This is a genomic window from Bradyrhizobium sp. OK095 (genome assembly GCF_900109945.1).
Taxonomy (GTDB): Bacteria; Pseudomonadota; Alphaproteobacteria; order Rhizobiales; family Xanthobacteraceae; genus Bradyrhizobium.
On record NZ_FOBX01000007.1, the window covers coordinates 351254 to 377008 of the forward strand.

A 25755-nucleotide genomic window follows, 5' to 3' on the forward strand; every position below is an offset into this window, starting at 1 on the left:
AAGTGTGAAGCGGTTTTCCGAAGAGATCATGCTCAAACTTTACACTGTCAGGACGTGTACCAGACAGTTGGGCTTTTTGCCCCAATGTTCGTTGATGACCGACCGGACCGCGCGTCGCACTGACTCGGCCAAGGCGTCAGGATCGCGGCGGCGCGCCTTCGGAAGGCCTTCGATGGTGGAGACCACGGCGTCGAAGACGAGGTCGTCGAAGGGCTCGCCGGCCTTGTTTTTCTCGGGGATTCCGACCAGATCGACCTCGGGGTCGTCTACGAGCTCTCCTTGCGCGTTCATGGCGAAGGCGACGAAGGCGCAGCCGGAGAACGCCATGCGCCGCCGCTCAGTCACTGCACGGGACTTGGAATCCTCGAGGATGTTGCCGTCTTTGTAGAGACGGCCGGACGGCACCTCGCCGATCACGCCGGGATCGCCGGGGCCGAGCTTGACGAGATCGCCGTTGCGCACGACCAGCACGCGCGGCACGCCGGCGGCGCGCGCGAGTTTTGCGTGCTCATGCAGATGCAGAGCCTCGCCGTGGACGGGGATGAGGAGCTGCGGCTTCACCCAGGAAATCATGTCGCGCAGCTCGTCGCGGCGGGGATGGCCGGAGACGTGGACCAGATGGTCGCGGTCGGTGATGACCTCGACGCCCTGGAGGATCAGATTGTTGATGATCGCGCCGACGGCCTTCTCGTTGCCGGGAATGGTGCGCGAGGAGAAGATCACGCTGTCGCCGCGGTTGAGCGTGATCTCGGGATGGTCGTCATTGGCGATGCGTGCCAGCGCGGCGCGGGCTTCGCCCTGGCTGCCGGTGCACAGCGCCAGCACCTTGTCCTGCGGCAGATGGCCGTAGACGTCGATTGAGCGGAAGTTCTGCACGCCGTCGAGAAAACCGGTTTCGCGCGCGACCTGCGACACGCGCTCCATGGCGCGCCCGACCACGACCACCTCGCGGTCCGCGGCCTTCGCGGCATCGGCAACCGCCTTGATGCGCGCGACGTTGGAGGCGAAGGTCGTGACTGCAACGCGTCCCTTGGCGGCCTTGACCAGCTTGGTAATGGTCGCGGCGACCTCGGCTTCGGAGGGCGAGCGTCCATCGCGCACGGCATTGGTGGAATCGCCGATCAGGGCCATCACGCCCGCATCGCCCAATTCGCGCAGCCGCTTTTCGTCAGTCGGGCGGCCGATGATCGGGGTCGGATCGATCTTCCAATCGCCGGTGTGCAGCACCGTGCCGACCTCGGTGTGGATCGCCAGCGCATGCGATTCCGGAATCGAATGCGCGACAGGGATGAATTCGACGTTGAACGGGCCGATATCGACGCGCCCGCCTGATGGCACCACCGTCACCGGGATTTTCGGCGCGTTGCGCTCGGCCGCAAGTTTTGCCTCGAACAGCGCGGCGCTGAACTGCGTCGCATAGATCGGGCATTTCAGCCTGGGCCAGAGGTCGATGATCGCGCCAAAGTGGTCCTCATGGGCGTGGGTCAGCACCAGGCCCATCAGGTTCTTGCGTTCCTTCTCGAGGAAGCTGATGTCGGGCATGATCAGGTCGATGCCCGGCAAATGCTCCTCGTCGCCGAAGGAGACGCCGAGATCGACCGCGAGCCAAGCACGCTGCTGGCGATTGCCGAGGCCGTAGATCGACAAATTCATGCCGATCTCGCCGACGCCGCCAAGCGGTGCAAATACCAGTTCGTCAGACTTCGCCATCACGCAGCTCCCACGGAGGCGGCCGATCCAAAGAACACCTCGCCGGCCGCCACCGGCAGGCGTCGGCCGTCAGCGGTGCGGACGATCAGGCAACCGCTGTCGTCGATCGTGTCGAAAATGCCCTCGATCGTCATCGCTCCCGTGTTGATCGCGACCCGCTCGCCAAGACCGGCGGCGCGCTCCAGCCACAGCTTTCGGATCTCGGCAAAGCCGCGGCCATTGTCCCAGATACCACGGAACTCGACCCAGGCGTCCGAGAGCGCCAAGAACAGCTCTTCCGCGCTGATCTGGACGCCGAGTGCGGCCAGCGACACGGCGGGCGTGGGCGTCCCCTCGGGCGCCGCCACGACGTTGGTGCCGATGCCGACGACGATGGCCAGGCGATCGCCGACGGCCTCCGCTTCCAGGCCGATACCGACGAGTTTCTTGCCGTTGGCGAGGACGTCATTCGGCCATTTCAGGGCGTAGCGGGGCCTGTCAGGACCAAGCCGCAGCGCGGCCTCGAGGCTAACCTTCTCCAGGGCGGCCTCTTCCGCCAGCCCCGCCGCAAACCCGATGGTGGCGGCTACGCCGGGTGCGACGTCCAGGAGTTCGAGGACGCTGGCGGCGAGATTGCCCTTGGGCGCGATCCAGGCGCGCTGACGGCGGCCGCGGCCGGCGGTCTGCTCGGATGTGACGAACCACATCTGGCCGCTTTCGCCGGCCCGCGCGTGCTCGATCGCGTCCGTATTGGTCGAGCCGGTCCGCTCAAAAGCTGCGAGCCTGTAGCCCGCCGACAATGCGCGAGGACCGAGCGCGAAGCCCATCCTAAAACAGCGACTTGGCGGCGGCGGAGGCGATGCTCACCACGGGACCTGCGAACAGCGCGAACAGGATGGTGAACAGGCCCGCAACCGCCAGCACCGTCTTCACCTCGACGCGCATCGGATCGACCTGGCCGGCCGGCTCGTCGAAATACATCGTCTTGACGATGGTCAGGTAGTAGTAGGCGCCCACCACGCTGGAGAGCACGCCGATCACGGCGAGCGCGAACAGGTTCGCCTTGATCGCGGCGACGAAGACGTACCATTTGGCGAAGAAGCCGGCGAGCGGCGGAATGCCGGCGAGCGAGAACAGCAGCATCGCGAACATGAAAGCGAGCAGCGGATTGGTGCGCGAGAGACCTGCGAAGTCGCTGATCTGCTCCACGGCCTGGCCGTTGCGCTTCATGGCGAGGATGACCGAGAACGAGCCGAGCGTCATCGCGACATAGATCACGATGTACATCAGCACGCCCTGCGCGCCTTCGACTGTGCCGGCGGCAAGCCCGACCAGCGCGAAGCCCATGTGGCCGATCGAGGAATAGGCCATCAGGCGCTTGATGTTGCTCTGTCCGATCGCTGCAAAGGAGCCGAGCACCATCGAGGCGATCGCCACGAACACCAGGATCTGCTGCCACTGCGAGACGATGCCCGGGAAAGCTGTCAGCGTGACGCGGGTGAAGACGGCGAGTGCGGCCACCTTCGGCGCCGAGGCGAAGAAGGCGGTGACCGGGGTCGGGGCGCCTTCATAAACGTCCGGCGTCCACATGTGGAACGGCACGGCCGACACCTTGAAGCAGAGACCGGCGAGCAGGAAGACCAGACCGAACACCAGGCCGACATTCGAGGCCGTGGCCGCAGTCGCGATGCCTGAGAAGGTCACCGTACCCGTGAAGCCATAGATCAGCGAGGCGCCGTAGAGCAGCATGCCCGACGACAGCGCGCCGAGCACAAAATACTTCAGGCCGGCTTCGGTCGACTTGGCGTTGTCGCGGTTCGAGGCCGCCACGACATAGAGCGCGAGCGACATCAATTCGAGGCCGAGATAGAGCGAGATCAGATCGCCGGCCGAGATCAGCACCATCATGCCGAGCGTCGAGAGCAGCACCAGGATCGCGTATTCGAAGATGCGGCGCGACGGATCGGACAGGAACTCGGTCGACAGCACCAGCGTCACCGCCGAGCCGATCAGGGCCAGGATCTTCATGAAGCGCGCGAAGTCGTCGACGATGAAGCTGCCGCCGAAGGTCACCTGCTTGCCCGCGGGAAGCATGTATTCGAGCACGCCAACCACGACCAGGAGCAGCACCGCAAGCGAGGTAACCGCCCTGGTGGTCTCCTGCCCGCGATAGGCGCCCAGCATCAGGAGCGCCATGGCGCCGATCGCGAGCACGAGCTCGGGCAGCACCGGCGCCAGTTGATAACCTGCAGTCGAAAAGCTCATGGCGATATCCTGACCTGCCCGATCAATGGAGCAGTGCGGCGGCCTTCACGGCCGTCACAGCGGTGTTGTAATTGTTGACGAGTTGCTGAACCGAGGCGGCCGACATGTCGAGCACCGGCTTCGGATAGACGCCGAACAGGATCGTCAGCGCGATCATCGGGAACAGCGTCACGCATTCACGCAAGGTGAGATCCTTCATGCTCGCCAGCGACGGCTTGACCAGCGCCCCGAACACGACCTTGCGGTAGAGCCACAGCGCGTAGCACGCCGACAGGATCACGCCGAAGGTGGCGAAGAACGCGGTCGGGACCGAGACCTTGAAGGTGCCGAGCAGCGTCATGAACTCGCCGACGAAGCCCGACGTGCCGGGCAGACCGACATTGGCCATGGTGAAGACCATGAAAGTCAGCGCGTAGAGCGGCATCCGGTTGACGAGGCCGCCATAGGCCGCGATCTCGCGGGTGTGCAGGCGGTCGTAGACGACGCCGACGCAGAGAAACAGCGCGCCGGAGACGATGCCGTGCGAGATCATCTGGAACACGCCGCCGGCGACGCCCTGCATGGTGCCAGCGAAGATGCCCATGGTGACGAAGCCCATATGGGCGACCGACGAATAGGCAATCAGTTTCTTCATGTCCTCCTGCATCAGCGCCACCAGCGAGGTGTAGACGATGGCGATGGCCGAGAGCGTGAACATCAGCGGCGCGAAATCGTGCGAGGCCAGCGGGAACATCGGCAGCGAGAAGCGCAGGAAGCCGTAGCCGCCCATCTTCAGCATGATCGCGGCGAGGACCACCGAGCCTGCGGTCGGCGCCTCGACGTGCGCATCGGGGAGCCAGGTGTGCACCGGCCACATCGGCATCTTCACCGCGAAGGAGGCGAAGAAGGCCAGCCACGCCCAGGTCTGCAACGACCGCGGCACGGCGGTGTGCATCAGGGCCGGGATGTCGGTCGTGCCGCCGTTCCAGTACAGCGCCATGATGGCAAGCAGCATCAGCACCGAGCCGAGCAGCGTGTAGAGGAAGAACTTGAACGAGGCGTAGACCCGGCGCGGACCACCCCAGACGCCGATGATCAGGAACATCGGGATCAGGCCGCCCTCGAAGAACAAATAGAACAGCACGAGATCGAGCGCCGAGAAGGTGCCGATCATCAGCGTTTCCAGGATCAGGAACGCCATCATGTATTCACGGACGCGCTTGGTGATCGCCGTCCAGCTCGCAATGATGCAGAACGGCATCACGGCGGTGGTCAGGATCACGAGCGGCAGCGAAATGCCGTCCACGCCCATGTGGTAGGTGATGCCGGTGGCGAGCCAGTTCGCCTTCTCGACGAACTGGAAGTCGGCGCTGTTGGAGTCGAAGCGCATGACCAGGATCACCGACACCGCAAAGGTGATCAGCGTGGTCCACAGCGCGATCCAGCGCGAGTTGCGCTTGGCCGCCTCGTCATCGCCGCGGCTGAGATAAACGATCAGCGCGCCGACCAGCGGCAGGAAGGTCGTGACGGAAAGGATTGGCCAGGTCGTCATTTACTGGCCCCCAAAGCCGAACATGAACCACGTGATCAGGCCGGCGGCGCCGATCAGCATGGCAAAGGCGTAATGATAGAGATAGCCGGTCTGGATCTTCACGACGTTGCGGGTGATGTCCAGCACGCGGGCCGAGACACCGTCGGGGCCGAGACCGTCGATGATGAAGCCGTCGCCCTTCTTCCAGAGCTGGTAGCCGATCCACTTCGCCGGACGGACGAAGATGAGGTCGTAGAGCTCGTCGAAGTACCATTTGTTGAGCAGGAACTTGTACAGCATCGGCTGCGTGTTCGCGAGCTCGACCGGGAGATAAGGCCGGCGGATGTAGAACAGGTACGAGACCAGGAAGCCCAGCACCATCATCACCGTCGGCAGCAACGCGATGGACTCGGGGATGTGGTGCATCTCCTCGATGATGTGCGGGTTCATCTTCACGGACTCGCGGAAGAACTCCTCGATACCGTGACCGGCGAACAGCTCCTTGAACGGAAAGCCGGCGAAGATGGAGCCGACCGCGAGCACACCAATCGGGATCAGCATCCAGATCGGTGCCTCATGCGCAGCTTCGTAGTGCTGCTCGTCATGCGCCTCACCGTGGAAGGTCTTGAAGATCAGGCGCCAGGAATAGAACGAGGTCAGGCCGGCGGCGATGACCGTCATCAGGAAGCCGTAGGTCGCGAACGGGTTGTGCGAGGCGTAGGCCGCTTCGATGATCGCGTCCTTGGAGAAATAGCCGGCGGTGAGCGGGAAACCGGTGAGCGCCAAGGTGCCGATCACCATCACCGCGTAGGTGTACGGAATCTTCTTCCAGAGGCCGCCCATGTTGCGGATGTCCTGCTCGTGGTGCATCGCGTAGATCACCGAGCCGGAGCCCAAGAACAGCAGCGCCTTGAAGAAGGCGTGCGTGAACAAATGGAACATGCCGACCGAATAGGCCCCTGCTCCCATCGCCACGAACATGTAGCCGAGCTGCGAACAGGTCGAGTAGGCGACGATGCGCTTGATGTCGTTCTGGACGAGGCCGATGGTCGCCGCGAAGAACGCCGTGGTGGCGCCGAAGAACATCACGACGGCCTGCGCGTTCGGCGCCAGCTCGAACAGCGGCGACAGGCGCGCCACCATGAAGACGCCGGCGGTGACCATGGTCGCGGCGTGGATCAGCGCCGACACGGGCGTCGGGCCTTCCATCGCGTCCGGCAACCAGGTGTGCAGCAGGAACTGCGCCGACTTGCCCATCGCGCCCATGAACAGCAGCAGGCAGGTCAGCGTCAGCGCATCGGCATGCCAGCCGAGGAAGTCGATGGTCTTGCCGGTCAAGCTCGGCGCGGCGTGGAAGATGGTCTCGAAATCGGTCGAGCTGGTGAGATAGAAGATCGCGAAAATGCCGAGCGCGAAGCCGAAATCGCCGACACGGTTGACCACGAAGGCCTTGATGGCGGCGGCGTTCGCCGTTGGCTTCTGGTACCAGAACCCGATCAGCAGATAGCTGGCGAGACCCACGCCTTCCCAGCCGAAGAACAGCTGCACGAGGTTGTCGGCGGTCACCAGCATCAGCATGGCGAAGGTGAACAGGCTGAGATAGCCGAAGAAGCGCGGCCGGTTCGGATCCTCGTCCATGTAGCCGATGGAATAGAGGTGCACGAGCGAGGACACGGTGGTGACCACCACCAGCATCACCGCGGTGAGCGTATCGACCCGCAGCGTCCACCAGACCTGGAGGTCGCCGGAGAAGATCCAGGGCATAAGCTGGATCCTGATGTCGTGATGCATGAAGCCGACATCGACCAGCGTCATCCAGGACAGCGCCGCCGAGACGAACAGCAGCGCCGTGGTGACCAGCTCGGCACCGCGCGAGCCCGCCGCCGGCGGCTCGGCCGGACCATGGTCGTCGTGAGCGTGGTCGTCGTGGCCATGGTCATCATGGGTGGCCGACGCATGCGCGTCGCCGTGACCGTGCGCATCGTCGTGATGCTCGACCGTGTCGCCCGAGGGATTGCGGGCATGCGCGCCGAACAGCGCGATCAGGCCAGCAAGAATGGCGCCCAGCAGAGGCAGAAAGACAATTGCCTGGACCATGACTGAGCTCAGCCCTTCATCAGATTGACGTCCTCAACCGCGATCGAGCCGCGGTTGCGGAAATAGACTACCAGGATGGCGAGACCGATCGCGGCTTCAGCAGCCGCAACAGTCAGCACCAGAAGTGCGAAGACCTGACCGACGATGTCGCCGAGGAAGGTCGAGAACGCGACGAGGTTGATGTTGACCGAGAGCAGGATCAGCTCGATCGACATCAGGATGACGATGATGTTCTTGCGGTTCAGGAAGATGCCGAGAATCCCGAGCGTGAACAGGATCGCGCCGACCGCCAGATAATGTCCGAGCCCGACCGTCATTTCACCCACTCCGCCGCGTCAGAGTCCTGCAGCCCCTGCCCCGGTGCCACCTTGCGCATCGCCATCGCCATCTCGGGCGTGCGTGCGTTCTGAACGTTGATGTCCTGCCGCTTCACGCTCGCCTTGTGGCGCAGCGTCAGCACGATGGCGCCGATCATGGCGACCAGCAGCACCATGCCCGAGAGCTGGAAGTAGTGGATGTACTTCGTATAGAGCACCAGCCCCAGCGCCTCGGTGTTGGAGACGTTGGCCGGGATCGGCGCCGTGATGGTCTTGCTGACGCTGGGATTGATGACCCAGGCGCCGACGGTCAAGAGCAGCTCGAACAGGAAGATGCCGCCGATCACGACACCGACCGGCAAATACTGGATGAAACCTTCGCGCAGCTCGAGGAAGTCGACGTCGAGCATCATGATCACGAACAGGAACAGCACCGCGACCGCGCCGACATAGACGACGATCAGGATCATTGCGAGGAATTCGGCGCCCATCAGCACGAACAGGCCGGAGGCGTTGACGAAGGCCAGGATCAAATACAGCACGGAGTGCACGGGATTGCGCGAGACAATCACCATCACCGCCGAGGCGACACAGACGCCGGCGAAGAGATAGAAGAACAGCGCGGGAAGGATCATGCTCTCATCTCACCGGTACGGCGCGTCGAGCTCGATCGCTTTTGCGATCTCGCGTTCCCAGCGGTCGCCATTGGCGAGCAGCTTGGCCTTGTCATAGAACAGTTCCTCGCGGGTCTCGGTCGCGAACTCGAAGTTCGGACCTTCGACGATGGCGTCGACCGGACAGGCCTCCTGGCAGAGGCCGCAATAGATGCACTTCACCATGTCGATGTCGTAGCGCACGGTGCGGCGGGTGCCGTCGTTGCGGCGCGGGCCGGCTTCGATGGTGATGGCCTGCGCCGGGCACACCGCTTCGCACAGCTTGCAGGCGATGCAGCGCTCCTCGCCGTTCGGATAGCGGCGCAGCGCATGCTCGCCGCGGAAGCGCGGCGAGATCGGGCCCTTCTCGAAGGGATAGTTCAGCGTCGGCTTCGGCTGGAAGAAGTAGCGCATGGCGAGAAAGAACGCCGAGACGAATTCCGACAGAAGCAGCGAGCGTGCGGTGGCGTTGATGTTGATACCCATGACGGCCCTCACTTCGGCGCGATGTCGGCGAAGTGCAGCACACCGGCCACCACGATCACCATCGCCAGCGACAGCGGCAGGAACACCTTCCAGCCGAGGCGCATCAGTTGATCGTAGCGGTAGCGCGGCACGATCGCCTTTGCCATCGCGAACAGGAAGAACATGAAGAACAGTTTTAGCGAGAACCAGATGATCCCCGGCACCCAGTTGAAGGGCGGCAGATCCACCGGCGGCAGCCAGCCTCCCAGGAACAGGATCGTCGCCAGCGCGCACATCGTGGCAATCGCGACATACTCGCCGAGCATGAACAGCAGATACGGCGTCGAGCCGTATTCGACCATGAAGCCGGCGACGAGCTCGGATTCAGCTTCGACGAGGTCGAAGGGCGGACGGTTGGTTTCCGCCAGCGCCGAGACGTAGAAGATCACGAACATCGGGAACAGCGGCCAGACGTACCAGTTCAGGATGGTGAGCTGGGGCAACCCGATCAGGCTGGCAAGACCGCGGACATGCTGGGCCTCGACCACCGCCGACAGGTTCAGCGTGCCGGCGCAGAGCAACACCGTGATGATGACGAAGCCGATCGAGACCTCGTAGGACACCATCTGCGCCGCCGAGCGAAGTGCTGCCAGGAACGGGTATTTCGAGTTCGACGACCAGCCGGCCATGATGATGCCGTAGATCGACAGCGACGAGATCGCGAAGATGAAGAGGACGCCGACATTGATGTCGGAGATCACCCAGCCGAGATTGGTCGGAATCACCGCCCAGGCCGTGAGCGCGAGCACGCACGAGACCAGCGGAGCCAGCAGGAAGACGCCCTTGTTGGCGCCGGCCGGGATGATCGGCTCCTTCAGCACGAACTTGAGCAAATCGGCGAAGGATTGCAGCAGGCCCCACGGGCCGACCACGTTCGGGCCGCGGCGAATCTGCACCGCCGCCCAGATCTTGCGGTCGGCGAGCAGGATGTAGGCGATCGCGACCAAGAGGACGACGAGCACCAGGACGCTCTCCGCGATCATGATGATCAGCGGCCAGAGGAAACCAGTCCAGAATGCGCTTGCGAAGAATTCCATGAGCTCACTCCGCTGCGGTCAGCATCTGCCCGGAGGCAAGCCGCGAACATTCCGCCATCACGGCGGACGCACGCGCGATTGGGTTGGTCAGATAGAAGTCCTCGACCAGCGGCTTGAACGGCGCCTTCTCCGGCGAACCGCCCTTCCCCGCCAGCTTCTTGATCTGGTCGACGGAGCCGGCCTCGATCTGGTCGAGACGGATCAGATGCGGCACGGCCTTGAAGATCGCCTGGCGCAAGGCCGAGAGCGAGTCATAGCCGAGCTTCTTGCCGAGCGCTTCCGAGAGCGCACGCACGACCGCCCAGTCCTCGCGGGCTTCGCCCGGTGGGAACGCGGCGCGGCCTGTCATCTGCACGCGGCCTTCGGTGTTGACGTAGATCGCCGACTTCTCGGTGTAGGCGGCGGCCGGCAGGATGACGTCGGCGCGATGCGCGCCGCGGTCGCCATGGGTGCCGATATAGACGACGAAGGTGCCGTCCGACGGCTTGATCTCGTCGGCGCCGAGCAGGAACAGCAGGTCGAGCGTGCCGAACGTCGTCATCTGCGCGGCGTTCAGGCCACCGGCAGCGGCGGTAAAGCCGATATCGAGCGCACCGACGCGGGAGGCAGTCTCGTGCAGCACGCCAAAGCCGTTCCAGCCGTCCTTGAGCGCGCCGACATCGAGCGCGAGCTTGGCGGCGGCGGCGAGAATGGCGGCGCCATCGTGGCGCGAGGCGGCGCCTGCGCCGACCAGGATGATCGGATTCTTGGCGTTCTTCAGCACGTCCATGAAGGAGTGCTTGCCGGCCGCGAGCTCACTGAGCGTATCGGTGCCCGCACCGAGATGGTCGTAGTCGTAAGTGAGATCGGCCTTGGTGCCGATCACGCCGACCTTGAGTCCACCCGAGCGCCAGCGCTTGCGGATGCGGGCGTTGAACACGGCCGCTTCCTTGCGCGGATTGGCGCCGACGATGAGCAGCGCGTCGGCCTGCTCGACGCCTGCAAGCGTCGGATTGAAGATGTAGGAGCCGCGGCCGAGCGCGGGATCGAAGGCGTCGCCGCCCTGCACCGCAAGATTGCCCGAGCCGTACTTGGACAAGAGGTCCTTCAGCGCGAACATCTCTTCGACGCCGGCGAGGTCGCCGGCGATCGCGCCGATGCGCTTGCCGTCAGTGCGCGCCGCCTTGGACGCGATCGCGGCAAAGGCCTCGGGCCAGGTCGCGGCCCGCAGCTTGCCGGCTTCGCGGATATAGGGCCGGTCGAGACGCTGGGTGCGCAGGCCGTCGACGACGTGGCGGGTCTTGTCGGAGATCCACTCCTCGTTCACGGCCTCGTTGATGCGCGGCAGCACGCGCATCACTTCACGGCCGCGGGTGTCGACGCGAATCGCAGATCCAACGCCGTCCATGACGTCGATCGACTGGGTCTTGCCGAGCTCCCACGGGCGCGCCGCGAACGCATAAGGCTTCGAGGTCAGCGCGCCGACCGGGCAGATGTCGACGAGGTTGCCTTGCAATTCCGACGTCAGCGCGTGCTGGAGATAGGTCGTGATCTCCATGTCCTCGCCGCGGCCGGTGGCGCCCATCTCGGGGGCGCCTGCGACTTCCGCCGAGAAGCGGACGCAGCGCGTGCACTGGATGCAGCGGTTCATCGAGGTCTTGACCAGCGCGCCGAGGTATTTGTCCTCGACCGCGCGCTTGTTCTCGGCGAAGCGGCTGGTGTCGACACCATAGCCCATCGCCTGGTCCTGAAGATCGCACTCGCCGCCCTGGTCGCAGATCGGGCAATCCAGCGGATGGTTGATGAGAAGGAATTCCATCACGCCTTCGCGCGCCTTCTTCACCATCGGCGAACGGGTCGATATCTCCGGCGGCTCACCCTTCGGGCCGGGACGGCAATCGCGCACGCCCCAAGCGCAGCTCGCGACCGGCTTCGGGCCGCCCTTCACTTCAACGAGGCACATCCGGCAATTGCCGGCGATCGACAGCCGCTCGTGATAGCAGAAACGCGGAATCTCGGCGCCAGCGGCTTCGCAGGCCTGAAGCAGCGTGTATTCGGCCGGGACATCGATCTCTTTGCCGTCGATGATGAGCTTGGTCATTGGCTCAGTTCTCTCAATGCGTTGCGTCGGTCAGTTCGAGGCGTCTCTCGATCCGGTCGACGCGAATCTCCAGCCGATCAAGTCTACGGTTTACCCCGGCCAAGCCCTCTTCCATCCCGGTCACACGCACCTTCAGATCTTGCAGATCCTCTGCCATCCGCTCGGTCCGCTGATCGATCTTGCGCAACAAGGCAAGCACGATGTTGTCGGGTTCGTCGGTCATTCTTCCTACTCCGCCGCGACCATGTTCACGGGATCGCGGACGCCGGCATCGTCGATGTCGGCCTTGTGCGAATACTGGTCGATGCGCGCTTCGATCTCATGACGGAAATGCGCGATCAGGCCCTGGATCGGCCATGCGGCTGCGTCGCCGAGCGCGCAGATGGTGTGGCCTTCGACCTGTTTTGTGACTTCCAGCAGCATGTCGATCTCGCGCTTGTGGGCACGGCCATCGGCCATGCGGGTCAGCACGCGCCACATCCAGCCGGTGCCTTCGCGGCACGGCGTGCACTGGCCGCAGCTCTCATGCTTGTAGAAATAGGAGATGCGGGCGATGGAGCGGATCAAATCGGTCGACTTGTCCATCACGATCACGGCCGCGGTGCCGAGGCCCGAGCGCAACTTGCTCAGACTGTCGAAATCCATCGGCGTGTCGATGATCTGCTCGGCCGGCACCATGCGCACCGACGAGCCGCCGGGGATCACGGCCTTGAGGTTGTCCCAGCCGCCGCGGATGCCACCGCAATGCTTGTCGATCAGCTCACGGAACGGAATGCCCATGGCTTCTTCGACGTTGCAGGGCCGCTCGACATGGCCGGAGATGCAGAACAGTTTCGTGCCGACATTGTTCGGACGGCCGATGCCGGCGAACCACGCCGCGCCGCGGCGGAGAATGTCCGGCGCAACCGCGATGGACTCGACGTTGTTGACGGTGGTCGGGCAGCCGTACAGGCCGACATTGGCCGGGAACGGCGGCTTCAGGCGCGGCTGGCCCTTCTTGCCTTCGAGGCTTTCGAGCAGCGCGGTTTCCTCGCCGCAGATATAGGCGCCGGCGCCGTGCGCGACGTAGATGTCGAACGGCCAGCCGTTGACGTTGTCCTTGCCGACCAGCTTGGCCTCATAGGCCTGGTCGATCGCGGCCTGGAGATGCTCGCGCTCGCGGATGAACTCGCCGCGGACATAGATGTAGCAGGCATGCGCGTTCATCGCGCAGCTCGCGATCAGGCAGCCCTCGATCAGGAGATGCGGATCGTGCCGCATGATCTCGCGATCCTTGCAGGTGCCGGGCTCGGACTCGTCGGCGTTGACGACGAGATAGCTCGGACGGCCGTCGGTCGATTCCTTCGGCATGAAGGACCATTTGAGACCAGTCGGGAAGCCGGCGCCGCCGCGGCCGCGCAGGCCCGACGCCTTCATCTCGTTGATGATCCAGTCGCGGCCCTTGTCGATGATGTTCTTGGTGCCATCCCAGGCGCCACGGCGCCGCGCGCCCTCGAGCCCCCAATCGTGGAGGCCGTAGAGGTTCTTGAAGATGCGGTCCTTGTCCTCGAGCATATCAGTGCTTTCCGATCAACGGTTGGCTTGCTTGTAGGCAAGCCCGGCGGCGCAAACGGCGAAGGCCAGCGCCCAGAGCAGACTGGTTTCCAGCGATTCATGCATCACGAAACGCTGCAACAGGAACATGAAGGCGGCCGCGGCTGCGGCGTGCATCGCGATGAAGCCCCACTTCTTCACGGCGCCGCTCCCCTCCACTTGTGATGACGAAAGATCACGCATCAGGAGGTCTCCTTCAGCGTGGTCGGTCCGCCCGCCGGCGCCGAGAACTGGCGGCCGTTCTGCGGACCGGGCTTTGGCGGATTGCCCGAAGCAAAGCCGTCGAGCACCTTGCCGAAGCTTTCCTTGGTCAAATCCTCATAGGTGTCCTTGCCGATCATCACCATCGGCGCGTTCACGCAGGCGCCCAGGCACTCGACTTCTTCCCAGCTGAAATCGCCGTCCTTGGAGAGATGGAAGGGATCATGATGGATGCGGCTCTCGCAGACGTGGATCAGATCTTCGGCGCCGCGCAGGCGGCACGGCGTGGTGCCGCAAACCTGAACGTGGGCCTTCTTGCCGACCGGTGCGAGCTGGAACATCGTGTAGAAGGTCGCAACTTCCAGCACGCGGATATAGGGCATGTCGAGCATGTCGGCGATGACGCGGATGGCGGCTTCCGAGACCCAGCCGTCGTGCTGCTCCTGCGCGCGCCAGAGGATGGCGATCACCGCGGAGGCCTGACGTCCGGCCGGATATTTCGCGATCTGCTGTTTCGCAAACGCGATGTTCTCGGCCGTGAACGCGAAGCTCGCGGGCTGGACTTCCTTCGGTGCTAATCGGCGAACGGACATATCTTATCTCTCACTGCATGCGGCGCGCGGATTTGGCATTCAGGGCTTCGATCCTGTCCTGCCAGAATGCGCTTGCGGTGCCGAAAACGTTGTAGCCAACATGAGTCGAGACCTTGATGCGGTCGAGAATTGACAGCTCGGTCACGGTCTCCAGCCGGTTGGTGCGCGGATCGAGTACGATCAGCTTCATCGGGGTCTGTTCGAGGATGTAGCGCGACACCGCATGAGAGCGGTCGCTGCCGTGCTCCTCGCACATGATGACGCTGTCGGCCTGGAGCAGCCGGGCGCCGCCCTTGATCGCCTCGATCTCGACGCCCTCGACGTCGAGCTTGATCAAATACTTGCCGTTGGCCGCAACCTTGCCGTCGTCGATGAGGTTGTCGAGCGCGAGCACCGGCACTTCTTCACCGCCATCCGACGGAGCACCGGCGATGCTGAAAGCCTCGTGCTTGGTGCCTGACAGCCGCGCGGTGCCGCGCGAGGCGCCGATCGCGCATTTCAGGGTCTCGAAGCGGTTGCCGTTGACGCGGGCGTTGTTGGCAAGCTTCGGATAGTTCTGCCCCGACGGCTCGATCGCGATCGCCTTGTGCGAGCCGAACGGCTTGCTCGACACCAGCACCGACCAGTAGCCGTAATTGGCGCCGCAATCGAGCAAGGTGTAGTCGACGTCGATGGAGTCCGAGAACAGCAGCTCCAGCTCGTCCTCATAGCTGTAGGAGCGGTTGAGCAGCTTGCTCCAGTAACCGTCGCCGTAAGGGAATTCGAACACGGCGTCGGGGTTGAGCTTGATCGCGATGTCGCGCTTGGGCAGCGTCTTCGCCAACAGATTGGCGCAGGCGATGTAGCCCATATGCGAGAAATGCGACGAGATCTTCGATCCCGTCACCAGCGCCAAGGCAGCCGTCCGCTCCCACAGGTTGGCCCCTTCAAGGGCCCCCGAGGCACGGTCAAACTGGATTGGCGCCTGCGCCATCACCGATCGACCTCTCCGAACACGATGTCGAGCGAACCGAGGATCGCCGATACGTCGGCGAGCAGATGGCCGCGGCAGATGTGGTCCATTGCCTGAAGATGCGCAAAGCCCGGCGCGCGGATCTTGCACTTGTAGGGCTTGTTGGTGCCGTCGGAGATCAGGAAGACGCCGAACTCGCCCTTGGGCGCTTCGACCGCGGCATAGACTTCGCCCGCCGGCACGTGAAAGCCTTCGGTGTAGAGCTTGAAGTGATGGATCAGCGCTTCCATCGAGCGCTTCATGTCGCCACGGCGCGGCGGCGCGACCTTGTTGTCCTCGACGACGACGGGTCCCTTGCCGTCAGGCGCGTTCAGCTTCTGGATGCACTGCCTCATGATGCGCACGGACTGACGCATCTCTTCCATGCGGATCAGGTAGCGGTCGTAGCAGTCGCCGTTCTTGCCGATCGGAATGTCGAAATCCATCTCGGCGTAGCATTCATAGGGCTGCGACTTGCGCAGATCCCAGGCGGCGCCCGAGCCGCGCACCATCACGCCCGAGAAACCCCACTCCCAGGCTTCCTTCAGCGACACCACGCCGATGTCGACGTTGCGCTGCTTGAAGATGCGGTTGGCGGTCAGCAGCCGGTCGAGATCCTCGACCACTTTCAGGAACGGATCGCACCAGGCCTCGATATCGTCGACCAGCCTCTGCGGCAGGTCCTGATGCACGCCGCCGACGCGGAAGTAGGCTGCGTGCATACGGCTGCCCGAGGCGCGCTCGTAGAACACCATCAGCTTCTCGCGCTCTTCGAAACCCCACAGCGGCGGGGTCAGCGCGCCGACGTCCATCGCCTGCGTGGTAACGTTGAGCAGATGAGAGAGAATGCGGCCGATCTCGCAATAGAGCACGCGGATCAGCTGGCCGCGGCGCGGCACCTCGATGCCCAGCAGCTTTTCGGCCGCCATGCAGAAGGCGTGCTCCTGGTTCATCGGCGCGACGTAGTCGAGCCGGTCGAAATACGGGATCGCCTGCAGATAGGTCTTCTGCTCGATCAGCTTTTCGGTGCCGCGGTGAAGCAGGCCGATATGGGGGTCGACACGGGCGACGACTTCGCCATCCAGTTCGAGCACGAGACGCAGCACGCCATGCGCCGCCGGATGCTGCGGGCCGAAATTGATGGTGAAGTTGCGGAGAACTTCGGGTTGCTCGTTCATGATCAGACCTTCGGCCCTGCTTTTTCATCACCCGGAAGCACCGGATAATCGGCGCCCTCCCACGGAGACAAAAAGTCGAACTTGCGGAATTCCTGGTTGAGCCGGACGGGCTCGTACACCACCCGCTTCTCCTGGTCGTCGTAGCGGACCTCGACGAAACCGGTGGTCGGGAAATCCTTGCGCAGCGGATGGCCCTCGAAACCGTAATCGGTCAGCAGGCGGCGCATGTCGGGATGGCCGACAAAGAACACGCCATAGAGGTCGTAGGCCTCGCGCTCGAACCAGTCGGCGCCGGGGAACACCTCGATCAGCGACGGCACCTGCGTGGTCTCGTCAGCCTGGGCCTTGAGCCGGATCCGCGTGTTCAGGGCCGGAGAGAGGAAGTGATAGATCACGTCGAAGCGCTTTTCGCGCGAGGGATAGTCCGCCGCCGTAATGTCGGTGAAGTTGATGAACCGGCAGCTCGGGTCGTCGCGGAGGTACTTGACCACCTCAACGATCTTGCTGGCCTCGACATCGACCGTGAGCTGGTTGAAGGCCACGGAATGACCGATGGCGGCGCCCGGAAGCGCGCTCACGATCGTCTGCCCCAGGGCGTCGAGCTTGGCGTCGTCCATGACGTAAAACCTTAGCGTTCGATGGTGCCGGTGCGGCGGATCTTCTTCTGCAGCAGCAGCACGCCGTAGAGCAGCGCTTCCGCCGTGGGCGGGCAGCCCGGCACGTAGATGTCGATCGGCACGATGCGGTCGCAACCGCGCACGACCGAGTAGGAATAGTGATAATAGCCGCCGCCATTGGCGCACGAGCCCATCGAGATGACGTAGCGCGGCTCGGGCATCTGGTCGTAGACCTTGCGCAGCGCGGGTGCCATCTTGTTGGTCAGCGTGCCCGCGACGATCATCACGTCGGACTGGCGCGGCGAGGCACGCGGGGCGAAGCCGAAGCGCTCGACGTCGTAGCGCGGCATCGACACCTGCATCATCTCGACGGCGCAGCAGGCGAGACCGAAGGTCATCCACATCAGCGAGCCGGTACGCGCCCAGGTGATGAGGTCGTCGGTCGCGGCCGTGAAGAAGCCCTTGTCGGACAGCTCGGAATTGACCTCGAGGAAGAACGGATCATTGGCCCCGACCGGACGGCCGGTCGACGGATCCAAAATGCCCTTGGGGGCCGGCGCGATGGCCGGGCCAGCGGACGATGAAGGGTTCAATCCCATTCCAGTGCCCCTTTCTTCCATTCATAGGCGAACCCGACCGTGAGCACGCCGAGGAACACCACCATGGACCAGAAGCCGGTCGCGCCAAGCTTGCCGAACGCCACTGCCCAGGGAAACAGGAATGCCACCTCGAGGTCGAAGATGATGAAGAGGATGGCGACCAGATAGAAGCGAACGTCGAACTTCATGCGGGCGTCGTCGAAGGCGTTGAAGCCGCACTCATACGCCGACAGCTTTTCCGGGTCCGGCTGCTGGAACGCCACGATGAAGGGCGCGATCAGCAGCACCAGGCCAATGAGGCCCGCTACCCCTATAAAGACGACGAGTGGAAGATAGTTCTGTAGAATGCCGCTCATTGACGAGCCCTTTTTCCCGCGGCCTCGGGACAGCCACGGATTCGTCCAGTTTGGAATTGTTCTGAGCCTTAGCGCAGTGCACCAATGGGCGCAAGACACGCTCTTTTTAGGCCCTTTGCTGCTCCCAGACCGGTGGAAATCCCGGAATCACCCCGCGCTGGTATGGAGCAGATCGGAAAAGCCAGCAAGGGTGGCCACAGTTTTGCAGGGCAGCGCTTCTGAGATTGCGGCGCACGCGCCGAGGCAGCTACTTGCTGCGCATCACCCGGTCAAATGCTTGGATTTTTGCGTGCGGCGGCGCACCCAAACCCAGCAGATGACCAGCACCGGGGCCCCGACCGTCACCCAGGCGACATACTGGCCGACCGTTCCCCAGAGCAGCGCGGCCAGCAGACCCGTGATGGTCGAAACCGCGAGCACGATAGGTGCAGCAAAGACACGTATCCACAGGCGCGAGCGGTCAGGGGAGCCATGCATCAGGAAAGGACCGGGGCTCGTCTGGCGAATGCGTCGGCCTTGGCAGGCGCGCGCTTGCGCCGCCGCGCCAGCCAGAGATAGAGGCCGCTGCCGATCACAACGATGGTGAGCCCGTCGAGCGCGGCCCAGATCACCTTGAGCGGCAGCCCGCCATAGTCGCCGAAATGCAGCGGCTGCGAGATCAGCAGCGCCTGGAGATAGACCGGCAGCGCCCGGCTGTCGGCGACCTCCCCGGTTTCGCCATCGAGCAGCACCGGCTTGAGCAGCCGCGCGGTCAAGGCCGTATCGCCGCGCATAAAGGCGGCGAAGTGGTGCGAGGAGGTGAAGGGCGTACCCGGAAACGCGATGAAGGCGACCTCCATCCCGGGCGCGGCCTGCCTGGCGCGCGCGACAACGGCATCGAGCGTGGCGAGACGCGTCGGCGGCGGCTTGCCGGCATAGGGCGCGACCATGCTGGCGAGCTCGGTCACCTTCCACTGACTGAGCATCAGCTCGGCCCAGGTGTTGACGACGCCGGTTAGGCCCACCACCAGCGCCCAGGCGACCGTCACGACGCCGATCAGATTGTGCCAGTCGAGCCAGCGCACACGGCGCGAGGTGCTGTCGCGAATGGTGGCAAAGCGCAGCCGGCGGCTGAACGGCCAGTACAGCACCACGCCGGAGATGATGGCGATGGCGAACAGCAGCCCCATCCCGCCGAGGAACAGCTTTCCGGGCTGGCCGACGAACATGTCGGTGTGCAGCTTGAGCATGATCAGCATCGGGCCGACACCGACCGCCCCGAGCAGCTTTGTCGAGACCGCATCGAAAGCACGGACAGTGGTGTTGTCAGGTAACCCATCGACAGCGCTGTTGGTGAAGGCGGTGACGGTGCCGGGCTCGTCCTTATCCCACGAGATATATTGCAGCACGTGGCCGGGATCGGCGGCGAGCGCGGCGTCGGCGACCGCCTGGGTCGTCGCACGCGCCGCGCCCGCATGAGCTTCGGGCCGGGGGGCATAGCCCAAGAGCTCATCGATCTCGTGATGGAAGATCAGCGGCAGGCCGGTGAGGCAAAGCAGCAGCAGGAAAACGGTCGAGATCAGGCTGGTCCAGCTGTGGACCACGGACCAGAGCCTGACAGTGCGTGCCTTCACGAGGCCCTCCCCTCGCCCGCGCTTACCATTTGTAGGAAAGGCTCCCGGTTATGCGTCGGCGGTCTCCGTAGAAACAGGAACCAGCCGATGAACAACTCGCGACATAGATCGTGTCCGCAATGTTGATGAAGTTGACCGCCGCCCGCCAATTTTGCCACTCGTAGTGTACGGCAAGATCGCCGAGAACGACGGATGGCACCACCATCGTATTGGCTGTGTCCGCGAACGACGAGCCGACATATCGAACGCCGCCGCCAAAGCCGACCCCACTCAGCGCTCCCTCGCGGAATGTGTAATCACCCCAGAGCGAGGCAAGCTGCCTCGGCGTGTTCGTCGGAACAGTTCCAATCAGGGACGTATTGAGGTCCTTGCTGACGAACAGGTCGAAGTTGGTGTAGCTCGCTGTGACCTTGAAATCCGGCGTGATGTTGGCGACAGCCTCGAGTTCCACACCACGCGAGGTGACCTCTCCTGTCTGGATGGATCCGACGACGAAGGTCGGATCGCTGGTCAGAACGTTCTTTCGCTTCAGATCGAACAGCGAAATTCCGAAACGGGCGTTCAATCCTACCGGCTGGTACTTCAATCCGATTTCGGCCTGTTCACCGGTTTCAGGCACAAGCAGGTTGCCGGTGGAAGAATTGGTGCCGATGACCGGATTGTAGCTCGTCGCGTAGGAGACATAAGGAGCCAAACCCATATCGAAATTATAGATCGCGCCGACACGGCCCGAAAAACGGCTGTCCTCGCGGCTCTGATCTGCCCCGACATGATTGTTGTTGACGGTGCTGACCCAATCATTGCGTCCGGACAACACGAAAGTGAAACGTCCCAGCTTCATCTGATCCTGAACATAGAGCGCCTTCTGACTCTGCGTCAGATAATGGTTCGTGCCGGCCACCCCGCTGAACTCGGCCGTCGGCGCATACACCGGGTTGACGAGATTGAGCCCAGTGGCGCCGCCAAACCCTTGATAGTCGTCAATTCCGTAATGCTTCAGGTCGAGCCCGACGAGGAACGTGTGCGCGACGGGGCCTGTCGCCACCCGGTACTCGAATTGGGTGTCCACGTCGGCCTGCCCCGCCTTGTCGCGAACGAAGAAGTTTCCTCTGTTCAAAGTCACGTCGCCAGGCGTGGTCGTGCCCAGCCCGAACAGAGTTGAATAGAGCACGTCCACGTGGGCGTAACGTGCGTTCTGGCGGATCGTCACGCTGTCCGAGAGGTTCTTTTCGAATTGATAGCCGATCATCTCCTGATCGCGCCGCAAGCGATCAACGCTGGGATCGCTCGCGAACAGGCTGGTGGAAATGCGTCCATAAGGAGCGTTCACGACCGTCCCGACATACGGCAGGAAATTTTGACCACGGGTGTCGGTGTGGGAGACCTGGGCATACAGCGTGAAGCGGGTGTCGCTATCGGGCATCCACGTGAACGACGGCGAAAGAAAATAGCTGTTGTCGTTGGTAAAATCGACCTGCGTTCCACCACCGTGAACCTGACCGACGAAGCGATAGAAGAGCTTCCCGTCGGACTGGCTTAGTGTCGCCGGTCCACCAACGTCAAACTGGACATAGGAGTTGCCGAAGTTGTTGACCCCCGCCTCGATGAAGCGAATGGGTTCGCCGTAAGCGAGCTTGCTGACCGCGTTCACGATGCCGCTGGGGCTTGAGCCGCCGTACAGAACTGCAGACGGTCCTCGCAGAACTTCAACGCGATCAAGGCTCCACGGCTGAAGCTTCCAGGTCCCGAACGCAGTCGAGAACAGCTGCAGGCCATCCAGGAAAGTGCCGACGTCCTGAGACGGGAAGCCTCGGATCTGAAACCAATCCTGACGCGTGTCGTTGCCGAACGTACCGGCGAAAACGCCGGGAGTGTAGCGCAAGGTCTCGTCGAATTTCGTGTTGACATTTTGATCGCGAATTTGTTCGGCCCCGATCACAGACAACGATTGCGGAGTTTCCATGATCGGCGTGTTTGTCTTGGTGCCTGTCAACGAGCGGTTCGCGACGTAGCCGGTGACGGGCCCATTCGCGCGTTCGCTGGTGCCCGAGGCTGCAGAGCGGTCGGCCGCTGGTGCAGGGGCCGCGGCTGAGTTTGCACGTGTCCTTGCGCGAGCCGCCGTTCTCAAACCGCGCGCCTGGCGTTGAGCGGCAACTGCGGGCCGCGCTTGTTGCTTGGATGCCTCGACCGTCACCGACGGCAGATTCTGCGCGCCGCTTTGCGTTGACGATTGTGCGAGCGATGCCTCGGGCATCAATACCAAAGCGGACGCGGTCGCCAGGACGGCTGACCGCAACATACGAAGACTGTTCAACGCGCACCCCAAGATGTCTGTTTGCTTGCGTCATGCCGTCGTTCCCCCAACGGCATGCGTTTGCGGTGACGCTTAGGTGAGCGCGCGCGAATTCCCTAATTGAAAACTTCTTAGAGCAACTCTTAGAAAGGCTCTTAGAAGCGATCCAACATTTGCGGAGATTGCTGCGAGATCAGCGCGGAGTCTTCTCGGCTTCGAGCAACTTCTCGGCCGTCGCCGTGAGGCGATCGATCTGCGCCAGGAGGGTCTGGAACTCGTCCTTGCTCAACTGCTCCAGCAATTGGCGATTGCGGTCCTGCGCGCCTTCGACGATGGCATCATGCGCCGCGAGCCCTGCCGCGGTCAGCGAGACCAGCACCTCGCGGCTGTCCTTCGGGTTCGCCGATTTCGCGATCAGCTTGCGCGAGACGAGTTCGGCGAGCGCGCGGCTGATCTGTCCCTTGTCCTGGCCGACGGCTTCGGCGAGCCGCGCCACGCTCATCGGCGCGCGGCGGCCGAGCGAAGCGACGAGGCCGAACTCAACCGAGGACAATCCGGCAAGCCGCTTGTAGCGCAGGATGGCGCCGCGCTTGAGCAAATTGGCCAGCACCATCAACCGCGACGACAGCATCACGGTGATCGGCGCCGGCGAGTGGCTTTCGTCCGCATCGGGCGACGCGTGCCCATCCCTGCTCGATGTCTGGCTCATGATCCACCTCTGCCAAGAAAGCCGGGGCGTGCCAAGTGCTGGTCGTGTCTTGGTAGCGCAACCTCCCCAGCCTCATCGAAATGCGAAAAAGAGGCACTCGGAAGATCGTTGACATTGTCATTGAATTATTTTTCACTGGGACACCGCATCAAGAAGCGACCCGGCCACCAAGGCCCGCGGCGGGAGGAACAACATGACGATGACCCAGCGGGATCGCGATCTCGGCACCGGCTATGCGATGAAGCCGGCACACACGCGCAGCGAGCTCACCTCGGTCGTCCGGGGAACGCCGATGGGAGAACTGCTTCGCCGCTACTGGCATCCGGTCGGGCTTGTCAGCGATGCCACCGACACGCCGAAAAAGGTGCGTGCGCTGGGCGAAGATCTGATCCTGTTCCGTGACAAGCACGACCGCGTCGGCCTCCTGCACGCCCGCTGCTGCCATCGCGGCACCACGCTCTATTACGGCAAGGTCGAGGAAGACGGCATCCGCTGCTGCTATCACGGCTGGAAGTTCGACGCCGAGGGCCAGTGCCTCGAGCAGCCTTGCGAGCCCGACGGCGGTCAGTTCAAGGACAAGGTGCGCCAGCCTTGGTACCCGGTCGAGGAGCGCTACGGGTTGATCTTTGCCTATATGGGCCCGGCCGAGAAACGCCCGGTGCTGCCGGCTTACGAATGCCTGGACAACATGGACGACGGTGAGTTCGTCGAGGCCGACGATTCCTCGATCGGTGGCGGCGGACCAGCCATCATCCCCTGCAACTGGCTCCAGCATTTCGAGAATGTGGTCGATCCCTATCACGTGCCGGTGCTGCACGGCTCGTTCTCAGGCCCGCAATTTACCAACATGATGGCCTCGATGCCGGAGGTGACGTTCGACAAGACGCCGCGCGGCATCGCCGTGCGTTCGATCCGCAAGCAGGATGACGGCCGTGTGTTTTATCGCGTCACTGAAGCCGCCCTCCCCACCTTGCGCGTGGTGCCGAACCCGCGCGTGGCGCAATTTGCCCGCGTCGAGTCGATCGGCTGGACGCTGCCGATCGACGACACCTCGTTCCGCATCTACGTCGCCGGCCGCGTGAAAAACTCCGGCGACATCGGCCGCATGCGCTCAAAATTCAACGGAAAATTCTGGTGGGACATGACGGAGCAAGAGCACCAGCAATTCCCCGGCGACTACGAGGCTCAGGTCGGCCAGGGCGAGGTGACTATTCATTCCGAGGAGCATTTCGGCCAGAGCGACCGCGGCATCCTGATGATCCGGCGCATGCTGAGCGAGCAGCTGGACGCAATGGCCGCAGATCGCGACCCGGTCGGCGTGTCGTTCGACGCGAGTGCTGCGCCGGTCGAATTCGAAGCGGGGAATTACATCCGCGACGCATGATGCAACCAGCTCCAATCAGGGCTGGACCGACAACGATAACAAAGACAAATTGGGGGGATGCGATGGTCGATGTGACGTCACAGATGTCGGTGCAAACGACTGCTGCGGCCACGCCGTCGCCACGGCGCTATTACGTGCTGGGCCTGCTCACCATCATCTACGCGCTGAACTTCCTCGACCGCACGATCTTCAACGTCCTGATCGAGCCGATCAAGAAGGAGTTTGCCCTCAGCGACACCATGATGGGCCTGCTGGCGGGCTTCGGCTTCGCCCTGTTCTATTCCCTGCTCGGCATTCCCATCGCGCGCGTCGCCGACCGGCTCAACAGGCGCAACATCGTCGCCGCCGCCTTTGCGTTCTGGAGCGCGATGACGGCGCTGTGCGGCGCGGCTTCGAGCGTGACCTCGCTGGCACTGGCGCGCATCGGCGTCGGCATCGGCGAATCCGCGGGCTCGCCGGCCTCGCAGTCGATCGTTGCCGATCTCTTCGCCAAGAACGAGCGCCCGCGCGCCCTCGGCATCTACGCCATCGGCACCTATCTCGGCGTCTTCCTCGGCTATTTCATCGGCGGCTATGTCAACCAGCACTATGGCTGGCGGATGGCCTTCTTCGTCGCGGGCCTGCCGGGCATGCTGCTCGCTCTGGTCCTGTGGCTAACGATCTCCGAGCCGAAGCGCGGCGCGATGCAGGAGAGCTTTGTGCCCGAACCGCTCGGCCCGACGCTGCGCTTCCTGGCGTCGCAGCAGAGCTTCATCATCGTCCTGATCGGCTTCTGCCTGACCACCTACACCAATTACGCGACCGCGGCCTGGATCCCCCCGTTCCTCGCGCGCGTGCACCATCTGTCGAGCGCCGAGATCGGCACCTATGCCGGCACCTTCAAGGGGCTCGCCGGCATGGCCGGCACCCTGCTCGGCGGCATCGTGGTGGCGCAGATCAGCCGTCGCGACGACCGCTGGAAGCTGTGGGCGCCTGCGATCACTTCAGGCCTTGCCGGCCCCGTGTTCGCGCTGTGCATGCTGACCCAGGACTTCAAGATGATGGTGGCCATGCTGGCGCTGACCTCGTTCCTGGTCGGCTTTCATCTCGGCCCAATCTTTGCGATCGCGCAGACGGTGGCCAAGCCCAGCATGCGGGCGCTGGCCTCCGCCCTGATCGCGCTCACCGCCACCTGCTTCGGCCAGGGCGTCGGCCCGCTTGCCGTGGGTGTGGTCAATGACGCCCTGATGGGCAGCTATGGCGCTGATGCCGTGCGCTATTCCCTGCTCTCGGCGGCGGTCACGACCACGCTCGGCGCCCTGCTGTTCGTCTGGGCAGCGCGGACCATCCGGGACGATATCGGCCGGGCGGCTTGAGCCCGTCCTGCGCGGCAAGCCCCGGGAAACCAACCGGGCGTAAAGATGAAACCATTTTGCGGAACCCGCGAAACCATCCGGAAACAGATGGTCCTTAAGA

The 25755-nt window shown here is 63.5% G+C and carries 25 protein-coding genes; 2 read left to right on the top strand and 23 right to left on the bottom strand.

Going from position 1 to position 25755, the window contains the following annotated elements; translation table 11 throughout:
• Window positions 1-39: 39 nt before the first annotated feature.
• The 23 genes from BMW89_RS20645 to BMW89_RS20755 all read right to left on the bottom strand — a co-directional run bounded on the left by BMW89_RS20645 (window position 40) and on the right by BMW89_RS20755 (window position 22916).
• On the bottom strand, window positions 40-1710 hold the full coding sequence (locus BMW89_RS20645) for a ribonuclease J (protein ID WP_092028821.1): 1671 nt from the start codon (window positions 1708-1710) through the stop codon (window positions 40-42).
• Complete coding sequence (locus BMW89_RS20650) at window positions 1710-2516, bottom strand: biotin--[acetyl-CoA-carboxylase] ligase (RefSeq protein WP_092028822.1); 807 nt, start codon at window positions 2514-2516, stop codon at window positions 1710-1712. Before BMW89_RS20650 ends, BMW89_RS20645 begins: the two co-directional genes overlap by 1 nt.
• 1 nt (window position 2517) lies before the next feature.
• Complete coding sequence (nuoN, locus tag BMW89_RS20655; protein ID WP_092028823.1) at window positions 2518-3954, bottom strand: NADH-quinone oxidoreductase subunit NuoN; 1437 nt, start codon at window positions 3952-3954, stop codon at window positions 2518-2520.
• Window positions 3955-3976: 22 nt separating this feature from the next.
• Complete coding sequence (locus BMW89_RS20660; RefSeq protein ID WP_092028824.1) at window positions 3977-5485, bottom strand: NADH-quinone oxidoreductase subunit M; 1509 nt, start codon at window positions 5483-5485, stop codon at window positions 3977-3979.
• On the bottom strand, window positions 5486-7561 hold the full coding sequence (nuoL, locus tag BMW89_RS20665) for an NADH-quinone oxidoreductase subunit L (RefSeq protein WP_092028825.1): 2076 nt from the start codon (window positions 7559-7561) through the stop codon (window positions 5486-5488).
• An 8-nt stretch (window positions 7562-7569) separates the two neighbouring features.
• The gene (nuoK, locus tag BMW89_RS20670; protein ID WP_092028826.1) at window positions 7570-7878 is read right to left on the bottom strand and encodes an NADH-quinone oxidoreductase subunit NuoK; all 309 of its coding nucleotides are present in this window, start codon (window positions 7876-7878) and stop codon (window positions 7570-7572) included.
• On the bottom strand, window positions 7875-8513 hold the full coding sequence (locus BMW89_RS20675; RefSeq protein ID WP_092028827.1) for an NADH-quinone oxidoreductase subunit J: 639 nt from the start codon (window positions 8511-8513) through the stop codon (window positions 7875-7877). Before BMW89_RS20675 ends, nuoK begins: the two co-directional genes overlap by 4 nt.
• Window positions 8514-8522: 9 nt before the next feature.
• Window positions 8523-9011: an NADH-quinone oxidoreductase subunit NuoI gene (gene nuoI / locus BMW89_RS20680; protein WP_026232873.1), complete on the bottom strand. Its 489-nt coding sequence runs from the start codon at window positions 9009-9011 to the stop codon at window positions 8523-8525.
• A 14-nt stretch (window positions 9012-9025) separates the two neighbouring features.
• The gene (nuoH, locus tag BMW89_RS20685; RefSeq protein ID WP_092028828.1) at window positions 9026-10093 is read right to left on the bottom strand and encodes an NADH-quinone oxidoreductase subunit NuoH; all 1068 of its coding nucleotides are present in this window, start codon (window positions 10091-10093) and stop codon (window positions 9026-9028) included.
• Between the two features lie 4 nt (window positions 10094-10097).
• Entirely contained in the window at window positions 10098-12173 is a 2076-nt protein-coding gene (nuoG, locus tag BMW89_RS20690) for an NADH-quinone oxidoreductase subunit NuoG (RefSeq protein WP_092028829.1), read from the bottom strand.
• Between the two features lie 13 nt (window positions 12174-12186).
• Window positions 12187-12396 (bottom strand): hypothetical protein, encoded by a 210-nt coding sequence (locus BMW89_RS20695; RefSeq protein ID WP_092028830.1) that lies wholly within the window; start codon window positions 12394-12396, stop codon window positions 12187-12189.
• A 5-nt stretch (window positions 12397-12401) separates the two neighbouring features.
• Window positions 12402-13727, bottom strand: coding sequence for an NADH-quinone oxidoreductase subunit NuoF (nuoF, locus tag BMW89_RS20700; RefSeq protein WP_092028831.1), 1326 nt, complete (start codon window positions 13725-13727; stop codon window positions 12402-12404).
• A gap of 15 nt (window positions 13728-13742) precedes the next feature.
• Entirely contained in the window at window positions 13743-13949 is a 207-nt protein-coding gene (locus BMW89_RS20705; RefSeq protein ID WP_092028832.1) for a hypothetical protein, read from the bottom strand.
• A complete protein-coding gene (gene nuoE / locus BMW89_RS20710) occupies window positions 13949-14560 on the bottom strand; it encodes an NADH-quinone oxidoreductase subunit NuoE (RefSeq protein ID WP_092028833.1) in 612 nt (203 codons plus the stop codon). The genes BMW89_RS20705 and nuoE overlap by 1 nt, the downstream gene beginning before the upstream one ends.
• Before the next feature lie 10 nt (window positions 14561-14570).
• Window positions 14571-15533 (bottom strand): FkbM family methyltransferase, encoded by a 963-nt coding sequence (locus BMW89_RS20715; RefSeq protein ID WP_177196203.1) that lies wholly within the window; start codon window positions 15531-15533, stop codon window positions 14571-14573.
• Window positions 15533-16729 carry an NADH-quinone oxidoreductase subunit D gene (locus BMW89_RS20720; protein WP_092028835.1) on the bottom strand — a complete coding sequence of 399 codons (1197 nt, stop codon included), beginning with the start codon at window positions 16727-16729 and terminating at the stop codon, window positions 15533-15535. Before BMW89_RS20720 ends, BMW89_RS20715 begins: the two co-directional genes overlap by 1 nt.
• A gap of 2 nt (window positions 16730-16731) precedes the next feature.
• Window positions 16732-17346: an NADH-quinone oxidoreductase subunit C gene (locus BMW89_RS20725; RefSeq protein ID WP_092028836.1), complete on the bottom strand. Its 615-nt coding sequence runs from the start codon at window positions 17344-17346 to the stop codon at window positions 16732-16734.
• A gap of 11 nt (window positions 17347-17357) precedes the next feature.
• Window positions 17358-17945, bottom strand: coding sequence for a NuoB/complex I 20 kDa subunit family protein (locus BMW89_RS20730; RefSeq protein ID WP_092028837.1), 588 nt, complete (start codon window positions 17943-17945; stop codon window positions 17358-17360).
• On the bottom strand, window positions 17936-18301 hold the full coding sequence (locus BMW89_RS20735) for an NADH-quinone oxidoreductase subunit A (RefSeq protein ID WP_007603535.1): 366 nt from the start codon (window positions 18299-18301) through the stop codon (window positions 17936-17938). Before BMW89_RS20735 ends, BMW89_RS20730 begins: the two co-directional genes overlap by 10 nt.
• Window positions 18302-18562: 261 nt before the next feature.
• Window positions 18563-18778, bottom strand: a complete 216-nt coding sequence (locus tag BMW89_RS20740; RefSeq protein WP_092028838.1) for a hypothetical protein — start codon at window positions 18776-18778, stop codon at window positions 18563-18565.
• On the bottom strand, window positions 18778-19914 hold the full coding sequence (locus BMW89_RS20745; RefSeq protein WP_092028839.1) for a PepSY-associated TM helix domain-containing protein: 1137 nt from the start codon (window positions 19912-19914) through the stop codon (window positions 18778-18780). The genes BMW89_RS20740 and BMW89_RS20745 overlap by 1 nt, the downstream gene beginning before the upstream one ends.
• 22 nt (window positions 19915-19936) lie before the next feature.
• Window positions 19937-22228: a TonB-dependent siderophore receptor gene (locus BMW89_RS20750; protein ID WP_502686397.1), complete on the bottom strand. Its 2292-nt coding sequence runs from the start codon at window positions 22226-22228 to the stop codon at window positions 19937-19939.
• Between the two features lie 172 nt (window positions 22229-22400).
• Window positions 22401-22916, bottom strand: a complete 516-nt coding sequence (locus BMW89_RS20755; protein ID WP_092028841.1) for a MarR family winged helix-turn-helix transcriptional regulator — start codon at window positions 22914-22916, stop codon at window positions 22401-22403.
• 193 nt (window positions 22917-23109) lie between these two features.
• Between BMW89_RS20755 and BMW89_RS20760 the strand changes: the two genes are divergently transcribed.
• Together BMW89_RS20760 and BMW89_RS20765 are read left to right on the top strand one after the other, a co-directional pair.
• Complete coding sequence (locus BMW89_RS20760; protein WP_092028842.1) at window positions 23110-24300, top strand: aromatic ring-hydroxylating dioxygenase subunit alpha; 1191 nt, start codon at window positions 23110-23112, stop codon at window positions 24298-24300.
• A gap of 62 nt (window positions 24301-24362) precedes the next feature.
• Window positions 24363-25655 (top strand): spinster family MFS transporter, encoded by a 1293-nt coding sequence (locus tag BMW89_RS20765; RefSeq protein ID WP_092028843.1) that lies wholly within the window; start codon window positions 24363-24365, stop codon window positions 25653-25655.
• Window positions 25656-25755 lie beyond the last annotated feature (100 nt).